The following is an 18,956-nucleotide window of genomic DNA, read 5'->3' as shown; positions in this document are numbered from 1 at the left end:
TGCCTCCGTTTTTTTAAGCAAATTTCAAGGCTAATGAGGCAGCGCCAATGACACCAGCTTCATTTCCAAGCTCTGCTAATTTGATTTTTGTTGATTCTCTTACTTGTGGGAAAGTGAATTCTTTAAAATATTTCTCTACACGGCTGCGTAAAAATTCTCCTGCTGCCGATACTCCGCCGCCTAACACAATACTTGACGGATTCAATGTATTCCCCAAGTTTGCGCAAGCTAAGCCTAAATAGAAGCATACGCGATCAACAACCATCAATGCAAACGGATCGTCTTCTTGAGCCATTTCAAAGATATCTTTACTTGTTACTTCTTCACCGTTATCTAACATTGCTTTCAGTTTTGAATCTCCTGCGTATTCTTCTGCCAGGTAACGACCTAGACGTACCACACCAGTAGCGCTAGATACAGTTTCTAAACATCCGCGTTTACCGCAAGTACATTCGAACCCTTCAGGATCCACAGTGATATGGCCGATCTCTCCGCCTGCTCCGCTCACGCCATGGATCAAATTCCCGCCAGCAACGATACCACCGCCAACACCTGTTCCTAGAGTAACGAATACAACGTCTGGATCGTTTTCTCCAGCACCTTTCCATCGTTCACCTAAAGCAGCCACATTCGCATCATTATCGATAGCGAATTTGATTCCTGTCCCTGCTTCAATCAGTTTTTTTACAAATTGTACTTCTGTCCAGTTCAAGTTATATGCACCAATAACTGTTCCAGCGTCACTGTCCACGCTTCCTGGAGTACCCATACCGATTCCAATAAAGTCTTCGGCTTTCATATTATATAAATTCAATCGATGGTTGATTGATTCGATGATTTCAGGAACGATATGTTTGCCATCATCCAAAATATTGGTATCGATGCTCCATTTTTGTTGAATCTCTCCTTCTGGTGTTAAAATTGCAAATTTTGCTGTTGTTCCACCTAAATCAATCCCAATAATTTTCTTGTCCATTACAAATTTCCTTTCTTTCGGCTTTCTTCAATTCGGTGCTCTCTTTTTAATATGCGCCACGCTGTCATGTATGTATCATGATCGATCAAACGGCTATCATACAGATTCCGCAATTCAATAGTCATCAATTCAATATCATAGATGCGTGCACCCACATAGATAAAGATGCCAAATTTTTTGAACAGCTGCTGTACATCATATAAGCTCTCCATCTTTAAGCACTTCCTTCATATTATACAAGTAAACCATATTTTTTTAAACCCAGTAAAATACATATTACAAAAAGAAATACAAAAACTAGTGTAGAAAGAATCTTCTGGTGTATCGAATAGCTTGTCTGCTGTTTCGGTAGCCCTAAAATGTTCCCTAATACTAAACCGCCCACCAGTCCGCCGACATGTCCCCAAACATCTACAGAGGTGTCAAGAAGACCAAAAACAAATGTCATCGCAATAAATAAAAGAAAATGTCTGACTAGTTGTTGGATCGCCGTATTATATTTAAAATGAAATCCTAAAATAAACAACGCACCAAACAATCCGAATATCGAAGTGCTTGCACCACCAGACAAAACATTCGCTTCGTTGAAAGCAAAACTTGCTGTATTTCCCATTATCCCGCTGAACATATAGATCAGGAAAAAACGCCAGTGACCGTATATTGCCTCGATTTGTTGCCCCATAAAATACAATATCAGTGAGTTCATGACGAAATGCATCACTCCAAAATGGATGAAGATTGGTGTCACTAAGCGCCACCATTCATTGAAGTGAACAAGATAAGGACCATACATTCCAGTATAATAAGGAATTTCAAGACGCGGAAACAACTCCATTATAATGAAGACTATTGTCTGTATCCCCAAAAAAGCATAGGTCCATAACGGTCGCCTCAACCATGCACGCATTTTTATTTGCTGTTGATAATTCATGAAAACCTCCCATTTCATTTTAGTCAATAAATAATTGTTGGATCTTCTGATCAAAACTTTCCGGTTGCCATTGTTCATTCAATTGTTCTCGAAAAACGAGGCTGCATGTTTTTCGATGGAAATTTTTTAAATACCGGTCGTAATAACCACCGCCAAAACCAATTCGATAACCGGCTCTATTGTAGATAATCCCTGGTACAATGAGGAGGTCGATCATTTCCGGCAAATAAAGCTTCTCTGATTGTGGCTCGAGAACGCCAAAACTCGAACGTTCAAAAACGGTGTGTTCATCCATTTCATAAAACGCCATCTGACGTTTTGGTAAAGTTTTAGGAACAACTATCTTCTTTTGTTCTTTTTTCGCCCGTTGGATAATCGGCTGTGTATCCAGCTCAAATTCATTTGACAAAGTCGTCCCTATCACTTGTGCCGACTTCCAGTACTCGCTTGCGAATAGCTGTTCATAGATTCGCTGTTCTTTGTCCTTTTTCTTACCGCTTTTGGCCAGATTTTTCAGCTTTTCGATTCCTTGTCGGCGTAATTTTTCTTTCATTTGCTCCAAAAAATCACCCTTCCTTCTCTCATAAAATGGTATAGGAAAAAAAGAAAAATAGCAATCGAACTTTCAAATAAATGTATAAATAAAAGAAAAAGAAGACCTAACAATGATCGGCCTTCTTGCCTTTTAATGAACTTCAACTGCTCAGCGCGTGTTTTTGTCTGATAAACAATACATACAGAAAATATGGCGCACCAAAAAAGGCGATCAAAATCCCTGTCGGTATTTCCCCACTTGGCAGAATCACTCGTGCAACAATATCTGCGCTAAGTACAAAAACGGAACCAAACAAACTGCTTAGAATAAAGGTCCAGTGATTTTCTTTACGTACGACTAGCTTCGCAGCATGAGGAGCCAGTAGTCCTACAAAGGATAAACTCCCTGTCACCGCTACGCTACCGCTTGCTAAAGCAACAGCTAACAACAAAAGGATTTTTTGACTTTTAGCCACATTTAGCCCTAATCCTTGCGCGCGTTCTTGACCAAATGATAGCAAGCCAATCCGCTGCGCATAAAATCCTCCTAGCGGAATCAAGATAATCGCCCATGGAAGAAGCGCCCAAACATAGGACCAGCTCGCACCCCAAATCGATCCCGCCAACCATGCATTGACAAATCCATAATTTTCCTTTGACAATTGGATGGTGCACAACAACGTTAATGCAGAAAGACCCGCATTAACGGCAATACCAGACAATAAGATACGATTCATCCCTAAAAATCCATTTCGATCATAGGCCGCAAGATAGACACAGCAAGCAGCGAGAATACCACCTATAAAGGCTACGACTAGCAACAGAAACGGCAGAGAATATTGTGAAAAGAAACCTAAATAAAGCATCACTAGAAATCCAGCTCCCGCATTGATCCCCAATATGCTAGAATCTGCCAATTCATTTCTCGTCACTCCTTGCAGGATATAACCAGAAACGCCAAGACAAGCACCTGCTAATAAACTGATCAGTAATCGAGGAACTCGAAACTCTCCAACAATCAGCGCCAAAGAAGAGGAGCCTTTCCCTATGAACGTGTCAAAAAGCTGATCAAGATAAATAAAAGGCGTACCAATCATCAAACTACCTACAGACAAGACGATAAGTAGAAAAAGCAAGAAATACAACGTCCAATATATTCTTTTCACCGTTGTTCCCTCCTTACTTGTATCAGTAAAAACGGAACGCCAATCAATGCGATGACTAATCCAAAAGGTGTCTCAAAAGGTGGATTGATCATCCTTGCTGCAAAATCCGCCAACATGACCAGTCCGCCTCCAACTAAAAAAGAGACAGGTAGGACATAACGATAGTCTGTCCCAACCATTCCGCGAACAATCGGCGGAACCAACAGCCCAATAAATGAAACAGGTCCGACTAACGAAACGGCAATGGCTGCTAACACTGCAACTAGACAGAAAACAATCAACCGTGTTCGTTTAGGATGACCTCCAAGAGCTAATGCATGGGTTTCACTCAAACTAATCAAGGATATCGCTTTTCCTAATGAAAAAGAAACCAAGACAGCAAGCACATATACAGGGAACAACACTGTTAATTGTTTCCATGTGATATTGGCAGCTCCACCTACAAACCAAAAAGCAAGATCCTGCTGTAGATTAAAAAATTGGGTAAGTGCTTGACTGATTGCAGTAAAAAAAGAACTAATAGCTACGCCAGCTAAAATCAGCTATAAAGGATTCATGCCCATTTTCGAAAACTGCAAAAAGCCAAATACGAGTAAAGTCACAGCAAAAGAACCTGCCAATGACACCAGAAACACAGAAAAGCCAGAAGCTTTGGGCCAAAAAGCAAAACTAAGAGCCATTGCCAACGAAGCACCAGCGTTGATTCCTAGTAAACCTGAATCTGCTAAAGGATTTCTTGTCACTCCTTGCATCAATGCACCGCTCAATGCAAAACAACTCCCTACGAGAAATGCCCCTGCAACCCGAGGCAAATGAATGTTTCTTATGATTTGATGACTTTGTTTTGATCCATCAAAATCAACCAACGCCTGCCAAAAGGCTATTTTTCCCACACTCGCTGCGCCATTTGAAAGAGCAATAAAAAAAATGATCAAAAGAACAAAACAGATCAAAAGCAAGAGTTTGTTTTTTTTCCTAGCCTTCATAGTTGATCCTCCTGCTCTTTTGGCAACAGATCATACGTTAGAAAAACTGGTTTATTCGTTTTTGGTAGTGTGACGATCGTTGCATCAATCTCAAAAATTTTTTTCATACACTCTTTTGTGATCACTTCTTCAGGTGTACCTTCCGTGATCAATTCACCGTTTTTCATTCCTAGTAAATAATCAGAAAAACGTGAAGCAAGATTAATGTCATGGATCGACATCAAGATCGTTGTTTGTTTTATTTGATTGATTTGAGTCAATAACTGTAGGATCTCTAATTGGTGTGACGGATCTAAAAACGTCGTCGGCTCGTCCAAGATCAAGATATCTGTTTCCTGAGCAAGTGCCATAGCAATCCAGACACGCTGGGTTTGTCCACCAGACAACGTTGCGATATCTCGCGTGCGATATCCAGACAAACCTGTTGCATCCAAAGCCCACTCGATTGCTTCATGATCTTGTGCATCCATACCGCTAAACAGTTTTTGATAGGGATATCGTCCGTAAGATACTACTTCTTCTACTGTCATACCTATAGGATGTTCACTAGTTTGTGCTAATAAAGCAATTTTTTTTGCAAGTTCTTTTGAACTGTATGTAGATATATCAGAATCATTGACAATGATCTTTCCTGATTTCACAGGTATTATGCGGGTAAAGCTTTTCAATAAAGTAGATTTTCCACTTCCGTTTGGTCCAATCAAGCTCGTGATTTTCCCTTCAGGAATCGTAACAGACATGTTTTCAATAATTTTTTTATTTTCGTAGCCGGCTGCAATATCAGCTGCCCTTAGTCTCGTCATTTCACCCATCCTTTCGCTGAAAATCATTCTCAATTATGACGCTGTTTCACTATTTCGTCAAGCGCTACTTTCATAGCTATAGCTAAATGAAGCGGTTGACAGCATTCGAAATATCAGGAATAATAACCAATGAGAAAGATTCTCAATTATGTCAGGAGGAAAGAAATGAACTTAAAAACAAAAGTATTCACATTATCTAGCATATTGCTGTTGGCTGGAGTATTGAGCGCTTGCTCCCCTTCTTCAGATAAAGAAACAGCTACACCTACCAATTCGACGACTTCATCCACCAGCACGCATACAGTCACAGATACGCTTGGACATAAAGTCGACATTCCAAACGCACCTAAACGGATCATCGGCAGTTACTTAGAAGACTATCTGATTTCCCTAGGAGAAAAACCTATCGCCCAATGGACAGTGGGCAGTGGTTCTATCCAAGATTATCTGCAAGATGATTTGAAAGATGTTCCAACTATTTCTTATGATCTTCCTTACGAGAAAGTATTAAGCTTCGAACCTGACTTGCTGTTGATTTCTTCTTCCGCTACTGTCGAAGGTGGGAAATACGAGCAATATAGTAAAATCGCGCCAACTTATGTCGTAAAAAACGGAACAGACGTCACATGGGAAGAACAACTAAAAGATGTCGGCAAGGCTTTAGCAAAAGAAAAAGAAGCGGAAAAAGTCATTTCCGATTATCAAAAATCCGTCAAGAGCACTCGCGAAGAATTAGCAGATAAAATTGAGAACAAGACAGCTGCAGTGTTATGGGTGACCAATAACTCCGCCTTCATGGTCAGCAAAAATCGGTCAAGCGGTAGAATCGTATATGACGATCTAAAATTTGGTGTGCCTGATTTAGTAGAAGAAGTGTCCAAAGAAGCCACTTCTGACTGGTCTGCTGTTTCTTCGGAAAAACTAGCTGAATTAGATGCTGATTACATCATTCTTGTGAACAGTGATAAAGATGCTGCTATGTTCAATGAACCAAGCTGGAAAAATCTCAAAGCAGTGAAGGACGATCACGTACTGCAATTCGGCCCTGAATCTAGCTGGCTATATAACGGACCTATTGCCAGTCAGGAAATGGTCAATGATATCAAAGAAAAGCTAAACTGATTTTAACTAAAAAAGCATCTTCACGTTCATTCGTGAGATGCTTTTTTATTATTAAAAACTGAATACCAGATATTATTCTTCTTTTGAAACAACCCTATTTTTTACTCTTTCCCATTTTTGAAAACGATGGGCATATAAATTTTCCTGATCCGTTATTCCCTCGTATTCCTCTATAAGAGTGAAGTCTGAAAAATCGATATCCCCAATATACGTATCTCCTTCAAACGTGCTATCAATCAATGTCCGCCAGATTCGACCGGTGTAAGGAAGAAGTTCTTGAAAAATCCGACTGCCACCCGAAACATAGATATCTTCTGAGATTGTTTGACTATACGCCAAAAGTTCATCGATTGAATGCATCACTTCTGCATTTTCTTTCGTGCGAAAGTTCGGTTGCGTTGTCAACACGATGATATGGCGATAAGGAAGTGAGAGATCGCCCATTCCTTCATAGGTCTTTCTTCCCATCACTAAGATTCGATCCATTGTATGTTCACGAAAAAAACGCATGTCATTTGGCAATCGCCACGGTAGCAATCCATTTTTGCCGATCAGACCATTCCTATCTTGTGCCCACATTGAAATAAACATATCATCCGCTCCTTATGATTTTAGATGGTTTGAGATAAAAAAAGTCTCAATTCTTTGACCAGCAAGGAATTGAGAACTTTAAAAACATTATTTTGTTTCACGGTGCAAAGTAACTTTGCGTTCGCGTGGGCAATATTTTTGTTTTTCCAAACGATCAGGATTGTTACGTTTGTTTTTGCTTGTTAGGTAGTTACGTTCTTTACAAGAAGTACACTCTAAAGTGATGTTTACGCGCATGTTTTTCCCTCCCATTTTTACAAGAATCCTCTAAGATGACTCTCAGACTTGATTATCTTACCATGATTTTTTCTAGATTGCTAGTGTTTTTCACGATTTTGTTAAGTAAAACTACTTGACGATAAATACAACGGTTTTACTTCTCAAACAAAATCTTTTTCTTTTTGTATAAATACCCTTACACTTGTTTATAGAGATTATGTTTTTTAATAAAGGGGGATATTAATATGCCATGGAACATGAAGGACTTTCCTGCATCAATGAAAAACTTAGATAAACTGACAAGAAAAAAAGCAATCGACATCGCAAATGCACTGTTGGATGAAGGGTACCCTGATAGCCGTGCGATCCCAATTGCCATTGATCAAGCAAAAAAATGGGATGAAGATGCTAGTGAATCAGAAAAACGAACCTTCGAAAAAGAAAAAAATCCAAGCAAGACGGATGAACACGATACGAATCCTCGTGCCGGAAAACTGCTTGATTCAGATGTGATCGTAGAATATGAGGAAGAACAATGGATCGTGAAATCTAAAGGGGCAAAAAAGGCAAGCAACCATTTTGATACAAAAAAAGAAGCAATCGAAAAAGGAAAGCAAGTAGCTCAAAACAAACAATCAACTTTGATCATCTATAAAAAAGATGGGACAAAAGAAAAAGAAATCAGTTACTAAGCGCTTAAAAAGAAGCATAGAAACAAGGAGATCATCTCACATGTTTCTATGCTTCTTCTCATATTGTTGTTTCTTTTTTATCAAACAGTCACATAATCGATTGCTTCTGCTTGCGGAATCGTTTCATCGACAAAGTAAACTTTATACCATGTCAAGAAACTGAAGATCGTCCAGATTTTACGTTGTTCTTCTTTACGTCCTTCGTGATGGTCATCTAGCAACTTCATGATTTTTTCTTGATCAAAAAATTCTTTTGCAAAATCTGCTTCGAATAATGCTTTGACTTGTTCGTAGCCGTGTTCTTCTTTCAACCAAGCTTTGATTGGCACAGGGAATCCTAATTTCACCCGATTCGACCACTCTTCTGGAAGATGTTTGTTCGCAGCTTGTCTGAAAATATCTTTTGTGTTGTTTTGATTCAACAAGAACTTACTTGGTATTTGTTGAGCCAATTTCATGACTTCGATATCCAGTAAAGGTACTCGGACTTCTAGAGAACTAGCCATAGAAAGTTTATCTGCCTTCAACAAAATATCTTTTGGCATCCATTGGTGAAGATCAACGTATTGCATCTTATTGACTTCATCTTTGATTCCTTCTGTTTTCTCGTAATGAACAGTCATGATCTCATTCACAGATGGCGCTGTTTGATATTTTGGCGTCAACACTTCTGATGCTTCTGATTCTTCGAACACTCGAGCATGCCCGATAAAATATTCTTTTGCTGGCGCAAGTGATTCATATAAATGGATACGTCCATGGAAATTTTTCATTTTTCCGATTTTACGTCCTAAATTATAGCGTGTCCCTTTTGGCAATTTTTTCAGTCCTTGCGCAATCACACGGATAAATTTTGAATTCGTGTGGAATCCATACGTTTGGTATCCCGCAAATAGTTCATCTGCCCCTTCTCCTGATTGAACCACCCGTACACTTTGTGAAGCGAGATTTGCTAAAAAGTACAACGGCACGCAAGAAGGATTTGAGTCTGGTTCATCTAAGTGATACTGGATCAATGGGAATGCTTTAAAAGACATGTCTCCGTCGATCACAGCTGCCGTATTGTCTAAGTCCAATAATTCTGTTAGTTTTCTGGCTTCAATCGCTTCATTATAGGTTTTATCATCAAACCCGATTGAGAAAGAATGATCTGGTTTCAATACAGAGGTTACATAACTGGAATCGACCCCGCTGGATAAGAAAGAACCAACTTCTACATCGCTGACTGTATGTGCTTCAATAGAAGCTTGAACAGTTTCGTCGATTTTTTCGATCCATTCTTGTCGGGAATGTGTTTCTTTTGTTTCAAAATCTGCATCCCAATATTGTTGAATATCCAGTTTTCCGTCTTTATACGTATAATAATGGCCTTCAGGCAAACGATAGACACCTTTGAAGAAGGTTTCACCGTTTAATGGAGAATATTGGAAAGTCATATAAGGTTTCAATGCTTCTTTATTCAATTCTTTATTAAAATCAGGATGAGGCAAAAAACTTTTGATTTCTGAACCAAACATAAATGTTCCGTTCATTTCTGCATAATAGTATGGTTTGATCCCAAAATGGTCTCTCGCACCGAATAACTCATTTTTTTCATTATCCCAAATAGCAAAAGCAAACATTCCGCGGATTTTTTGCAATAATTCTGTTCCCCATTCTTCGTAACCATGCAAAAGGACTTCTGTATCTGCATGTGTTTGAAAAACGTGACCAGCTGCAATCAATTCTTCTCTCAAAGGCTGATAATTATAGATTTCGCCATTAAAAATAATGATCTTTGTCCGATCTTCATTGTAAATAGGCTGAGTACCGCCCTCTAAGTCAATAATACTTAATCTTCTGAATCCTAAAGCAACGTGTTTATCGATATATTCACCTGAACTATTAGGTCCACGGTGAACGATTCGATCCATCATTGTATTAATAATTGTTTTTTTGTTGTCCTTGTCGTTAACAAAACCTACAATACCGCACATTTAACTTTCACATCCTAATATAAAATTACTGTTTATTTCATCCATATGCATCTTAACATAGAATAAATAGCGGACGAATATTTTCTCTCTTACAGTTTCGTCACGTGAAAACAATAGATGAAAGTTTCTGTTTTTACAGAAAATAAAGTCCCGATATCTAATTTACCATGTTTTCTTTTTTGAGGCTATCTTATTCTCTTCGTGTTAAAAAAATATTAGTGGATGCTGTTCAAAAAATAGCCTCCAGATAAAAAGACACGACCGAAAGATCGTGTCTAATTATGACTATATAAGAAAATATGCAGCCAAACAGATCTATTCATTCTCTCATTGACATAGTTGAATTGAAATTATAATTTCTTGGAATGATAGTAACTACTTCATTATAAGAAATCTTATAATCAAAGTTCCTTCCAAAATAATGGTCTTTCGTTGCATAAGTGATCGCGGTGCACATCGCTTTTCCCCCTAAACCAAATCGTTTTTACACTTTTATCTTACATCTGGTATTTTTATATCAAAAGAAAAGTCCAAGGAGATTTATTTCCTAGCATGTATGAAAGATCGTACTCAGAGGAAATCAAAAAATATTTTGGGCTAAACATACAACAAAAAAGACACGATCGAAATCGTGTCTAATCGTTGATATATAAGGAAGGTACAGGATTTGAACCTGCGCGCCGGTATTAGCCGGTTCGCCGGATTTCGAGTCCGGTGCATTACCACTCTGCCAACCTTCCGTAAGTACTATTTTTAAACTTTTTCCACGAAATGTCAAGCCTATTTCTAACAGATAAATAACAGAAACCGTTTTTTTACAAAAAAAGTCCATTGACAGTTTACAGCCAACGGACTTACCGATCAAATTCATAATGATAGAACACTATCTGATTGTTTCAGGATTATCTAGTGCTAAAATCGAGTCAATTGTCCGTTTGATCAGTGCGATGATTTGTTCTTCTGTTGGATGCATGATGTTTGATGACATCAATGATGCTAAGCCAGTCACCGCTACCCATGTACCAGTATGCAAGGCATCGATATAATCATCCGATAATTGATTGTATCTTTCATCTTCTTTGACTATTTCACGGAAATAGTTGTAAGAAAAATCATGCATTTTCTTTCCGTCCCCATGTTCATCAATGTACAATGCCATGTAAAGACTATGATGTTTCTTTGCAAAGTAGATATAGTTCAAACCGAGATCAATGATTTTATCACCCGTGCGCTCAATAGGGAAAACATCTTCTTTTAGTTGTTCAAAGATTGAATCCAATAACGTATTTTTCAAATCTTCCATGTTTTTGAATTCCAGATAAATTGGCTGAGTCGAAATCCCCATCTTTTTCGCAATGTTTCTCGCAGTAAATCCTTTAAACCCTTCCTTTGCAACAACATCATAAGCAGCTTTTAGAATTTGATCCTTGGTATAGACTTTTCTTCTCATTAAAACTCCCCCACTTCTTTACTGCAGTATATGTTGTTTTATTGTACCCTATTTTTAGTATTTTTTGCAAACATTTTACTCAAAACGTTATATTTTAAATTTTTTTCTCAGTCTTCTTTAACTTTTTTTGCAAAATTAAAAAAATTTGGTTAAATTCACTGGGTTCCCTTACATTTTTAGTTTTAACCTAAATGATAGTTGACCAAATCTTTCATTTCAAGTTATAGTTAAAGAAAACGAAAAAGAAGGTGTGTAATGGAAAACGAAACTGACGTTATTTATATTCATCCTCAAAAAAGAATCGTTTCACAGAAAAGAAAATATTTTTATCTTAGTTTTACAGGTGCTTTTTTTCTTTTTATTGGCTTAGTTTCTGGTACACCTGCTGCTAATTGGAGTGGACTACTGACTATTCTTACCTCGCCAAGCAATCTTCTGACAGATTATTTTGCTTTGGGTGGTTTTGGAAGCGCATTTATAAACGTTGGGATCTTGACCTTACTTTCTGTGCTTTTGGCTTACCGGCAAAAGGTGATTTTGAATGGCCCCTTATTCGCTTCGATTTTAACAGTTACCGGTTTTTCTTTTTTTGGCAAAAACCTTTATAATTCGATCTCGATCATTTTAGGTGTATACTTGTATGCTGTATTTGTCAATAAACCTTTTTCTCAGTATATTATGATAGGACTGTTCGGCAGCGCATTGTCGCCGGTCGTTAGCTACATTACTTTCGGTATGCGATTTCCTTTGCTAGTAGGTGTTCTGCTGGGCAATTTGGCCGGTATAGCAATTGGTCTTCTTCTTCCGCCATTAGCTGCTCAAACTTTAGTTTTCCATCGCGGGTTCACGCTTTATAATATTGGATTTACCTCAGGCTTGATTGCCATGGCTTTTACTGCTGTTTTGCGATTGTTCAGCTACTCGATCGTCGAGAATACATTGGTTTCCAATGAATACCATTCCCCTCTCGTCTGGATCATTTTCGGCTTTTTTTTGCTGACAGTCGGTTTTGGTTTCTATTATAATTCCTTTCGACTTTCGGGTATTCGAGAGATTTTCGATTCATCTGGAAAACTGACAACTGATTTCATTGCTAATTCTGGTATCGGTGCTACTTTGATCAACATGGGGCTAGTTGGTCTAATGCTTTCTTCTTATGTTTTGCTGGTTGGTGGTAAGTTAAATGGTCCTGTCATCGGTGCTATTTTATCTGCGGTTGGTTTCAGTGCTTTTGGTTGTTATTTGAAAAACAGTTTTCCGATACTAGTCGGAATCTTTCTTGCTTCTTTGTTTGGGACGTTTCATGAGATCACCAGCACCGGCATGCTCGTTGCCGCTGTGTTTGGGACAGGCCTCGCGCCCATAAGCGGTTTTTACGGCAGTTTTTACGGTGTAATAGCTGGTATGTTACATATTGCTCTTGTCCATAACGTCAGCACTTTGCACGGAGGACTCAATTTATATAACAGTGGTTTTTCAACTGGATTCGTTGCAGGTATCCTTGTACCGATACTAGATAACTTTACCGCTGTCAGAAAGGAAAAAAAGACACTTGGAAAAAGAATTATCAAAAAGAATCATCGATGAGCTTCTTACTTATCTATATTCCCACGAAATAACTGAAATACGTATTGGCGTAGAATTTGCTGAGGAGGGACTTTTCATAGAAATACAGGGCACAACAGAAACTCAGCCAGAAGATCTAGATGTACTTGCTGATTTGCTGAACAATCCTCGAGACCCTAGCATGGAAATCTACTATCAGGAGCTATTAGGTAATCCTCGACATGATCGGGAAGATTATCATCTGCTAGGTAGTTTGATTGACGATGTGGAAATCATGTATGCCCAGCCGATTATCAATATCAAGATTTTCCGGCGTGCTTCTCCTCGCCCCTATTATTAACCTATTTTACAAAACAGCTTCATCCACCTAAAACAGCTCCTGAAAGTTCGATTAAAAATCTACTTTTAGGAGCTGTTCTAAGCTTGATATTATTGATTTTCCAATCCTTCGTATAGTTCATCTGTTACAGGTTCTAAAAACTCTGAATTACCAGCAGTGATCGCCAAATGTTCAAACCAACTGTCTTTTGTCGCACCATGCCAATGTTTGATCCCTTTGTGCGTTACGACGACATCTCCAGCCATTAATCGTCTTGCTGGCTTTCCTTCTTCCTGATACCAGCCTTCTCCTCCGGTCACAAGTAAGATTTGATAGCCGTCTGTATGGACATGCCAGTGATTGCGACAGCCTGGTTCAAAAGTTACATTCCCTACACCAACAGAAACTTCGGGATCGTTTACTAACATATTCAGATAGCTTTGCCCGGTAAATACTTGAGCGTATGCTTCGTTTTTTTTACCTGCTGGAAAAATCACGCCTTTTTGTATTTCTTCGTGTTTTGTCATCATTTACGCCTCTTTCTTATCTTCTCTATTTTCTTCTAGATAGATTTCTTTTGCTAAACTAAAAGCCGACCAAGCTTTTGGCCACCCTACATAAAAAGCTAAATGGGTAATGATTTCTGCTATTTCTTCACTAGTAATGCCATTTTGCTTGCCAATTTTCAGATGAGCTGGCAATTGTTCAAAATTCCCTCCTGAGATCAAAGCAGATAGGGTGATGATACTACGCTGATGAGGAGATAATTCTTCTCTTGACCATACTTGTCCAAATAAAACATCGTCATTCAATTCTGCAAATTTTGGTGCAAACTCCCCCAATTGATCTCTTCCTGCGGTTTGTTTTTCTGCCATTTTTTTATTTCCTCCGTCCGTGATTGCTAGGTGATTCGAACATTGTTCTTAATTACATCATTATCTATTGTTTCTTCGCATTTTATTTTAAGCCCCATTTTTTAACCTGTCCAATGCTTAGTTTATTCCATCAGTATGCTTTCCAAGCATAATTGTTAACGTTTTCTATCTTTTTTCTATTTTTGAAAAAACAAGAGATTAAATAAGTCTTTAGTTGGATGTTTTTTTGAGATTATTCTTTTATACTTATAATGAACGTATGATGAACTTACAAAATTGTTTGTTTGCTGTCATCTTAAAAAGTGGCGCAGACAGTTGCTTTTCTAGTAAAGTATAGATATCAAAGAACCTCTAAGGAGTTGATGAATAATGAATATTGCTGCTTCTCGAAAACTGATAAATTTCATTTCTATTATCGGATTAGGTCTATCAATCGCGCTGACGATTTATTTTATTAATTTAGGTGTTTTCAAAGATTTGAATGCTTTAAGAGGATTAGTAGGTGATTCGATCATTCTAGGTCCGGTCATTTTTATCTTCATCCAAATCTTGCAAGTGGTTATTCCAATCATTCCTGGAGGAATCAGCACTGCAGCGGGTGTCCTGATATTTGGTCCTTATGCTGGCTTTATTTACAATTATGTTGGAATCTGTATTGGTTCGATTATTATCTTTCTTCTAGGAAGACGTTACGGAAAACCATTCATTCTTTCCATGATCAGCGATAAGACCTATAACAAATATATTGGCTGGTTAGACAATCAAAACCGCTTTGAAAAGCTGTTTGCTCTAGCTATTTTTCTTCCGGTTGCTCCGGATGATGCGTTATGTTTGATGGCTGGATTGACAAACATTTCAGTGAAACGATATACACTGATTATTTTGATTGCTAAACCACTATCGATTTTCTTATACAGTATGGCTTTGATTTATGGAGGACAATATCTAAGTGGTCTGCTTGGTTAATATTTATTTTGCAAAATCAGTTATTGATTGATTACCAATGTTAATTCTGGGAAAGGGTCTGCAAGATACATTGCGCCCTTTCCTTTTTCATTGGATTTGCGCTACAATGTGAAAGTAGGTGATAGGATGAATTATTTGAAACGTAGCTTAGGCAACGCGTGGGATTTTTTGAAAGGGACACAAGCTTATTTCCGTGATGTCTTGCTGATGCATGGCTTTATTTTATTTATTTGTTTACCCTTATTGAGCAGTACGACTCGTTTTATTTTGCACCGAGGAGCAATTGACTATTTGTCTTATGACAATATTCCTTTGATTTTCTCTCAGCATCCTGGAGTTCTGCTGTCGTTAATCGCCGTTTTACTGACGATTTTACTATTGGTTTATTTCGAATTTGCATTTCTTCTGATGAGCGTCTTTTTTATTAAAAAGAAAGAACCGGTTTCTTTAAAGCAGCTCTTGCACTTGACGATACTTCAACTGAAAAAAGTGAGACCTATTACTTTTTTGTTTTTTCTTGCTTATTTTTTATTGATTCTACCGATCAGTGGGTTAAGTTTCAATTCTGATTTACTGTCAAAAATAAAAATTCCTGCTTTTATCATGGATTTTATTTTTGCTAACCGCTGGATCGTCGTCAGTTCCTTTTTACTCGTTTACATTTTTCTTGGCTATATTGGGATTCGTTTGATTTTCGCTTTACCTGAAATGATTTTACGAGATCGACCTTTTCGAGCATCCATTCGAGAAAGCTGGTTGCTGACCAAATCACGTCTTTTTGCCATCATGGGGCAATTTATTGTGATTGGCGGTACGATTTTACTTCTTTCTTCTTTAGGATATATCGTTGTTATTTTGGCACAAAGTGTTGTTGAAGAATTTTTCCCGAATTACGCATTGATCAGCGCTGTATTTGCGATGACGCTTTTACAAGGAATTTTATTATTCAATATCGTGATGTCTACTGTAGGAATTTTTTATATCATCGTTGATTTCATGGATGACGAAGGTTTCTTACCAGAGATTCCCAAGTGGTTTACGCCTCAAACACCCAACGTGCGTTTATCTGCGCTGAAAAACACTGGTTTGACCCTTTTTGCAGTTTTTTTCGGTATTGGCGTTTGTCTTTACAATATGGATTATCTGACTTCGGCAGTTCAGACAAAACCAGTGACTGTATCTCACAGAGGTGTAAGTACGCAAAATGGGGCGCAAAATACTTTAGAAGCACTTGAAAAAACAAGCAGAGACTATCATCCTGATTATATAGAGATGGATGTGCAGGAAACAAAAGATGGCCGTTTCGTAGTGATGCATGATGCAAATCTTCGTCACTTAACAGGGGTAAATCGAACACCACAGGATTTGACATTGAAAGAATTGACAAATCTTACGGTTACTGAAAATGGGTTCCAAGCCCCTGTGTGTTCTTTTGATTCTTATTTAGAAAAAGCGCAGGAATTGAACCAAAAATTACTTATTGAGATCAAGACCTCTAAAAAAGATTCGGATGACCTGGTCGAACGATTTGTTCAGAAATACCGCAAAGCGATCTTAGAGAATCATCATATTTTGCAAAGTTTGACGTATCAAACTGTTTCTGATTTAAAAGAAGCAGAACCAAACTTCTATGTGGGCTATATCTTGCCTTTCAATATCGTTGGACCACCCGTAACGCCTGCTGATTTTTTGACAATGGAGTATAGTACGATCAATCGTAACTTCATTAATTCTGCCCATCAAGATGGAAAAAAAGTATATGTATGGACAATCAACGATTCAGATGCTATGAGTCGCATGATGTTTTATGGTGTGGATGGTATCATAACCGATGAGATGGGACTACTAAATGAAAGTGTGAAACAAACAGATGAAGAAATCACTTATTCAGACAAGCTACTAAATTTTGTTTTGGGTGTTGGCTAATCAAAAATAGTTGATGAAATAAGCCTTTATACAACAAAAAACGCATAACCTGTTACCGCAGGTATATGCGTTTTTTGTTTGACATTCATAACGTGTCCTTAACTTTCTCTTGATTCCTTCATCGCACGAACAATAGCTAAAATAGCAGGAATTGCAGAGATCACTGCAAGAATAATTCCCATTTTCCCTGAACTTTTTCTTTTTGGCATATCTTCTCGCTCCCTTCTGTCTTTATTTATATTATAAGGGAGTTCTTGCGAATTCTCAAAAATACTGTTTAAGAAACCAATTCAGCAGGTGCACTAATATCACAGAATTTTACGAGCATGCGGTACTTGCTTTCATGGATGATTGGATGGTCTCGTTGGTCATAACTTTCAACATACACGACAGCCGTGTTGTTATATGTACGTTCAATACAGCCGATTAGTTCGTGAGATACGCCGATCGGTTTGCATATATAAGTTCTTCCTACTTCCGCTTTTACCATTTCATTCCCTCTTTTCTTTGTTTTTCTTTATTTTATAATAACAAATCTCCCTCCATTTGAAAACGTTTTATTTTGCTTTTTTATTTTTATTTTTACTTTTTAGATAACTATTTTCTTATCATAATTCTAGATGTTGTGACAAAAACGTTTGTTTATATTCCTATGTTGTTCGTGTGTTCTTTTCATTATCCTGCTAAATTATTTACAGGGGGTGAGCATATGATCTATATCCAAGCAATAGTCTTTGTAACGTTGATGGTTGGACTACTTATTGGCTTGAAAGAAAACAGCTAATTGATTTAAGAAAAAGTAAACAAGAAAAGTGATAAATGCTTTTTAATTGCATGAAAAAACGGACGATGCTAAACTTGTTATAGGTTCGAAAGTTTAAAGGAAACTTTCAAGAACTGAATTACATTACAAAGGAGATGAATTTTATGACGTTTACAAAAACAAATATGCAATACCGCGTAGCCTTTGATACAACTTCTAACCGTTTTATGGCGATTGATGTACAAAACGAAAATAACGTTGCGTTTGGTATTACAATTGAACAAGCAGTCCGAGCATTAAATGAATCTAGATAAGGAGTGACCCATTCCAAATGGCGACTGATGAGATCTCGGAAAATCAATAAAAGACGTTTGTAACGGTGATCCGCGACAGACGTCTTTTTGTATTCATTACATATATTTGGAAATTGTATCTCTTTATCTCTAGACCTAAACAAAAACACAAGTTCTAATATCAACCATCTCGTTTTTTATGACAATTTTGTTAGCTGTTTCGATGATAATATTCCGTTATTATCTGTATAATATTTAATATAATAAAAATAAAAAAGGAGATCTTTCATGAAAAAAATTTTAGGGTTGATCGTTATCATATTGATTGCTTTTATAGGATGGAAAGGCTGGGACTACTATCAGTCTACTTATGTAGGAAAAGATTATTATGCAGTAATCAAAGCACCGATGCCTGCAGAAACTGATATTAAAGCAGATAATGGAGAAGTAATTGGAAAAGGGTTTAAATATAACGTAGATGCGTACGCTGAAAACGGTGAAAAAAGACAATTGGATTTTGATGTCATCACTTCTGGCGACTCTGCTAATGGTTCTGCCTATCCCGAAGGAACAATCTTGCAGTTGAAAGCAAGCGAAAAGCGAATTATAGAGAAAAAAGTAATCACTAGCGATAAAGTACCTTCATCTGTAAAAGACAAATTAGGGCTATCTTAAGATTAAGAAAATATCGCAAAAAAGCACTCGATTTGAGTGCTTTTTTGTTTGTCGATTTTAGAAAACAAAAAAATAGAATTGGTCTTCGAAGTCACTTTCCTGTTTTTCCAGTCCTTAACCAAAGAAC

At 37.6% G+C, this 18,956-nt stretch carries 21 protein-coding genes, 1 tRNA gene and 2 pseudogenes; 8 read left to right on the top strand and 16 right to left on the bottom strand.

Annotated elements, in window-relative coordinates; genetic code table 11:
• Positions 1–13: 13 nt before the first annotated feature.
• The 7 genes and pseudogenes from AB3I00_RS01485 to AB3I00_RS01455 form a co-directional block, all read right to left on the bottom strand.
• Positions 14–976, bottom strand: a complete 963-nt coding sequence (locus AB3I00_RS01485) for an ROK family glucokinase (RefSeq protein WP_002308870.1) — start codon at positions 974–976, stop codon at positions 14–16.
• Positions 976–1,188 carry a YqgQ family protein gene (locus tag AB3I00_RS01480; protein WP_002293902.1) on the bottom strand — a complete coding sequence of 71 codons (213 nt, stop codon included), beginning with the start codon at positions 1,186–1,188 and terminating at the stop codon, positions 976–978. Before AB3I00_RS01480 ends, AB3I00_RS01485 begins: the two co-directional genes overlap by 1 nt.
• A 20-nt stretch (positions 1,189–1,208) precedes the next feature.
• On the bottom strand, positions 1,209–1,907 hold the full coding sequence (locus AB3I00_RS01475; protein WP_002338841.1) for a rhomboid family intramembrane serine protease: 699 nt from the start codon (positions 1,905–1,907) through the stop codon (positions 1,209–1,211).
• Positions 1,908–1,926: 19 nt separating this feature from the next.
• The gene (locus AB3I00_RS01470) at positions 1,927–2,469 is read right to left on the bottom strand and encodes a 5-formyltetrahydrofolate cyclo-ligase (protein ID WP_010718150.1); all 543 of its coding nucleotides are present in this window, start codon (positions 2,467–2,469) and stop codon (positions 1,927–1,929) included.
• 133 nt (positions 2,470–2,602) lie between these two features.
• Positions 2,603–3,607, bottom strand: coding sequence for a FecCD family ABC transporter permease (locus tag AB3I00_RS01465; protein ID WP_368024655.1), 1,005 nt, complete (start codon positions 3,605–3,607; stop codon positions 2,603–2,605).
• Positions 3,604–4,593: pseudogene (locus AB3I00_RS01460) on the bottom strand (FecCD family ABC transporter permease). The gene AB3I00_RS01465 and the pseudogene AB3I00_RS01460 overlap by 4 nt, the downstream one beginning before the upstream one ends.
• Positions 4,590–5,396: an ABC transporter ATP-binding protein gene (locus AB3I00_RS01455; RefSeq protein WP_002314789.1), complete on the bottom strand. Its 807-nt coding sequence runs from the start codon at positions 5,394–5,396 to the stop codon at positions 4,590–4,592. Before AB3I00_RS01455 ends, AB3I00_RS01460 begins: the two are co-directional and overlap by 4 nt.
• A 165-nt stretch (positions 5,397–5,561) precedes the next feature.
• Here AB3I00_RS01455 and AB3I00_RS01450 point away from each other — a divergent pair, with 165 nt between their 5' ends.
• Complete coding sequence (locus tag AB3I00_RS01450; protein WP_002338846.1) at positions 5,562–6,518, top strand: ABC transporter substrate-binding protein; 957 nt, start codon at positions 5,562–5,564, stop codon at positions 6,516–6,518.
• A 72-nt stretch (positions 6,519–6,590) separates the two neighbouring features.
• On the opposite strand, the gene AB3I00_RS01445 is transcribed toward AB3I00_RS01450, so the two are convergent.
• The gene (locus AB3I00_RS01445; protein ID WP_070770088.1) at positions 6,591–7,109 is read right to left on the bottom strand and encodes a dihydrofolate reductase; all 519 of its coding nucleotides are present in this window, start codon (positions 7,107–7,109) and stop codon (positions 6,591–6,593) included.
• Between the two features lie 87 nt (positions 7,110–7,196).
• On the bottom strand, positions 7,197–7,346 hold the full coding sequence (rpmG, locus tag AB3I00_RS01440; RefSeq protein ID WP_002296119.1) for a 50S ribosomal protein L33: 150 nt from the start codon (positions 7,344–7,346) through the stop codon (positions 7,197–7,199).
• A gap of 227 nt (positions 7,347–7,573) precedes the next feature.
• Between rpmG and AB3I00_RS01435 the strand changes: the two genes are divergently transcribed.
• Positions 7,574–8,020 carry a DUF2188 domain-containing protein gene (locus AB3I00_RS01435; RefSeq protein WP_002329361.1) on the top strand — a complete coding sequence of 149 codons (447 nt, stop codon included), beginning with the start codon at positions 7,574–7,576 and terminating at the stop codon, positions 8,018–8,020.
• A gap of 80 nt (positions 8,021–8,100) precedes the next feature.
• Here the strand turns inward: AB3I00_RS01435 and asnB are convergent, their stop codons facing one another.
• From asnB to AB3I00_RS01415, 4 genes and pseudogenes are all read right to left on the bottom strand, one after another.
• Positions 8,101–9,996, bottom strand: coding sequence for an asparagine synthase (glutamine-hydrolyzing) (gene asnB / locus AB3I00_RS01430; protein ID WP_098041591.1), 1,896 nt, complete (start codon positions 9,994–9,996; stop codon positions 8,101–8,103).
• A 343-nt stretch (positions 9,997–10,339) separates the two neighbouring features.
• Positions 10,340–10,453: pseudogene (locus tag AB3I00_RS01425) on the bottom strand (linear amide C-N hydrolase); the annotation flags it as partial.
• Between the two features lie 195 nt (positions 10,454–10,648).
• A tRNA-Ser gene (locus tag AB3I00_RS01420) sits at positions 10,649–10,736 on the bottom strand.
• A gap of 143 nt (positions 10,737–10,879) precedes the next feature.
• Positions 10,880–11,446: a TetR/AcrR family transcriptional regulator gene (locus AB3I00_RS01415; RefSeq protein WP_002308856.1), complete on the bottom strand. Its 567-nt coding sequence runs from the start codon at positions 11,444–11,446 to the stop codon at positions 10,880–10,882.
• Between the two features lie 255 nt (positions 11,447–11,701).
• Here AB3I00_RS01415 and AB3I00_RS01410 point away from each other — a divergent pair, with 255 nt between their 5' ends.
• Together AB3I00_RS01410 and AB3I00_RS01405 are read left to right on the top strand one after the other, a co-directional pair.
• A complete protein-coding gene (locus AB3I00_RS01410; RefSeq protein ID WP_368024654.1) occupies positions 11,702–13,033 on the top strand; it encodes a DUF1576 domain-containing protein in 1,332 nt (443 codons plus the stop codon).
• Positions 12,999–13,352, top strand: coding sequence for a hypothetical protein (locus AB3I00_RS01405; RefSeq protein ID WP_002338851.1), 354 nt, complete (start codon positions 12,999–13,001; stop codon positions 13,350–13,352). Before AB3I00_RS01410 ends, AB3I00_RS01405 begins: the two co-directional genes overlap by 35 nt.
• Before the next feature lie 89 nt (positions 13,353–13,441).
• On the opposite strand, the gene AB3I00_RS01400 is transcribed toward AB3I00_RS01405, so the two are convergent.
• Together AB3I00_RS01400 and AB3I00_RS01395 are read right to left on the bottom strand one after the other, a co-directional pair.
• The gene (locus tag AB3I00_RS01400) at positions 13,442–13,861 is read right to left on the bottom strand and encodes a cupin domain-containing protein (RefSeq protein WP_002338852.1); all 420 of its coding nucleotides are present in this window, start codon (positions 13,859–13,861) and stop codon (positions 13,442–13,444) included.
• On the bottom strand, positions 13,862–14,206 hold the full coding sequence (locus AB3I00_RS01395) for a carboxymuconolactone decarboxylase family protein (RefSeq protein WP_002338853.1): 345 nt from the start codon (positions 14,204–14,206) through the stop codon (positions 13,862–13,864).
• Positions 14,207–14,575: 369 nt separating this feature from the next.
• Between AB3I00_RS01395 and AB3I00_RS01390 the strand changes: the two genes are divergently transcribed.
• Positions 14,576–15,172, top strand: coding sequence for a TVP38/TMEM64 family protein (locus tag AB3I00_RS01390; RefSeq protein ID WP_002329369.1), 597 nt, complete (start codon positions 14,576–14,578; stop codon positions 15,170–15,172).
• Between the two features lie 126 nt (positions 15,173–15,298).
• Positions 15,299–17,098 carry a glycerophosphoryl diester phosphodiesterase membrane domain-containing protein gene (locus tag AB3I00_RS01385; RefSeq protein ID WP_002338854.1) on the top strand — a complete coding sequence of 600 codons (1,800 nt, stop codon included), beginning with the start codon at positions 15,299–15,301 and terminating at the stop codon, positions 17,096–17,098.
• A gap of 277 nt (positions 17,099–17,375) precedes the next feature.
• On the opposite strand, the gene AB3I00_RS01380 is transcribed toward AB3I00_RS01385, so the two are convergent.
• Positions 17,376–17,588: a hypothetical protein gene (locus AB3I00_RS01380; protein ID WP_002329372.1), complete on the bottom strand. Its 213-nt coding sequence runs from the start codon at positions 17,586–17,588 to the stop codon at positions 17,376–17,378.
• Positions 17,589–18,025: 437 nt separating this feature from the next.
• On the opposite strand from AB3I00_RS01380, the gene AB3I00_RS01375 reads away from it, so the two are divergent.
• Positions 18,026–18,175, top strand: coding sequence for a hypothetical protein (locus AB3I00_RS01375; protein WP_174130772.1), 150 nt, complete (start codon positions 18,026–18,028; stop codon positions 18,173–18,175).
• Between the two features lie 267 nt (positions 18,176–18,442).
• On the top strand, positions 18,443–18,829 hold the full coding sequence (locus AB3I00_RS01370) for a YxeA family protein (RefSeq protein ID WP_086285909.1): 387 nt from the start codon (positions 18,443–18,445) through the stop codon (positions 18,827–18,829).
• Positions 18,830–18,956: the final 127 nt, after the last annotated feature.

Origin of the sequence: Enterococcus sp. C76, from assembly GCF_040886985.1 — a bacterium.
GTDB classification, from domain to species: Bacteria; Bacillota; Bacilli; order Lactobacillales; family Enterococcaceae; genus Enterococcus_B; species Enterococcus_B lactis.
This window is presented reverse-complemented; position numbering and strand designations above follow the sequence as displayed.

Coding starts and splice junctions, on each gene's coding strand:
- AB3I00_RS01395 (WP_002338853.1), bottom strand. CDS start 14,206: ATGGCAGAAAAACAAACCGCAGGAAGAGATCAATTGGGGGAGTTTGCA.
- AB3I00_RS01435 (WP_002329361.1), top strand. CDS start 7,574: ATGCCATGGAACATGAAGGACTTTCCTGCATCAATGAAAAACTTAGAT.
- AB3I00_RS01485 (WP_002308870.1), bottom strand. CDS start 976: ATGGACAAGAAAATTATTGGGATTGATTTAGGTGGAACAACAGCAAAA.
- AB3I00_RS01475 (WP_002338841.1), bottom strand. CDS start 1,907: ATGAATTATCAACAGCAAATAAAAATGCGTGCATGGTTGAGGCGACCG.
- AB3I00_RS01385 (WP_002338854.1), top strand. CDS start 15,299: ATGAATTATTTGAAACGTAGCTTAGGCAACGCGTGGGATTTTTTGAAA.
- AB3I00_RS01480 (WP_002293902.1), bottom strand. CDS start 1,188: ATGGAGAGCTTATATGATGTACAGCAGCTGTTCAAAAAATTTGGCATC.
- AB3I00_RS01445 (WP_070770088.1), bottom strand. CDS start 7,109: ATGTTTATTTCAATGTGGGCACAAGATAGGAATGGTCTGATCGGCAAA.
- rpmG (WP_002296119.1), bottom strand. CDS start 7,346: ATGCGCGTAAACATCACTTTAGAGTGTACTTCTTGTAAAGAACGTAAC.
- AB3I00_RS01390 (WP_002329369.1), top strand. CDS start 14,576: ATGAATATTGCTGCTTCTCGAAAACTGATAAATTTCATTTCTATTATC.
- AB3I00_RS01450 (WP_002338846.1), top strand. CDS start 5,562: ATGAACTTAAAAACAAAAGTATTCACATTATCTAGCATATTGCTGTTG.
- AB3I00_RS01375 (WP_174130772.1), top strand. CDS start 18,026: ATGACGTTTACAAAAACAAATATGCAATACCGCGTAGCCTTTGATACA.
- asnB (WP_098041591.1), bottom strand. CDS start 9,996: ATGTGCGGTATTGTAGGTTTTGTTAACGACAAGGACAACAAAAAAACA.
- AB3I00_RS01415 (WP_002308856.1), bottom strand. CDS start 11,446: ATGAGAAGAAAAGTCTATACCAAGGATCAAATTCTAAAAGCTGCTTAT.
- AB3I00_RS01410 (WP_368024654.1), top strand. CDS start 11,702: ATGGAAAACGAAACTGACGTTATTTATATTCATCCTCAAAAAAGAATC.
- AB3I00_RS01400 (WP_002338852.1), bottom strand. CDS start 13,861: ATGATGACAAAACACGAAGAAATACAAAAAGGCGTGATTTTTCCAGCA.
- AB3I00_RS01455 (WP_002314789.1), bottom strand. CDS start 5,396: ATGACGAGACTAAGGGCAGCTGATATTGCAGCCGGCTACGAAAATAAA.
- AB3I00_RS01380 (WP_002329372.1), bottom strand. CDS start 17,588: ATGGTAAAAGCGGAAGTAGGAAGAACTTATATATGCAAACCGATCGGC.
- AB3I00_RS01370 (WP_086285909.1), top strand. CDS start 18,443: ATGAAAAAAATTTTAGGGTTGATCGTTATCATATTGATTGCTTTTATA.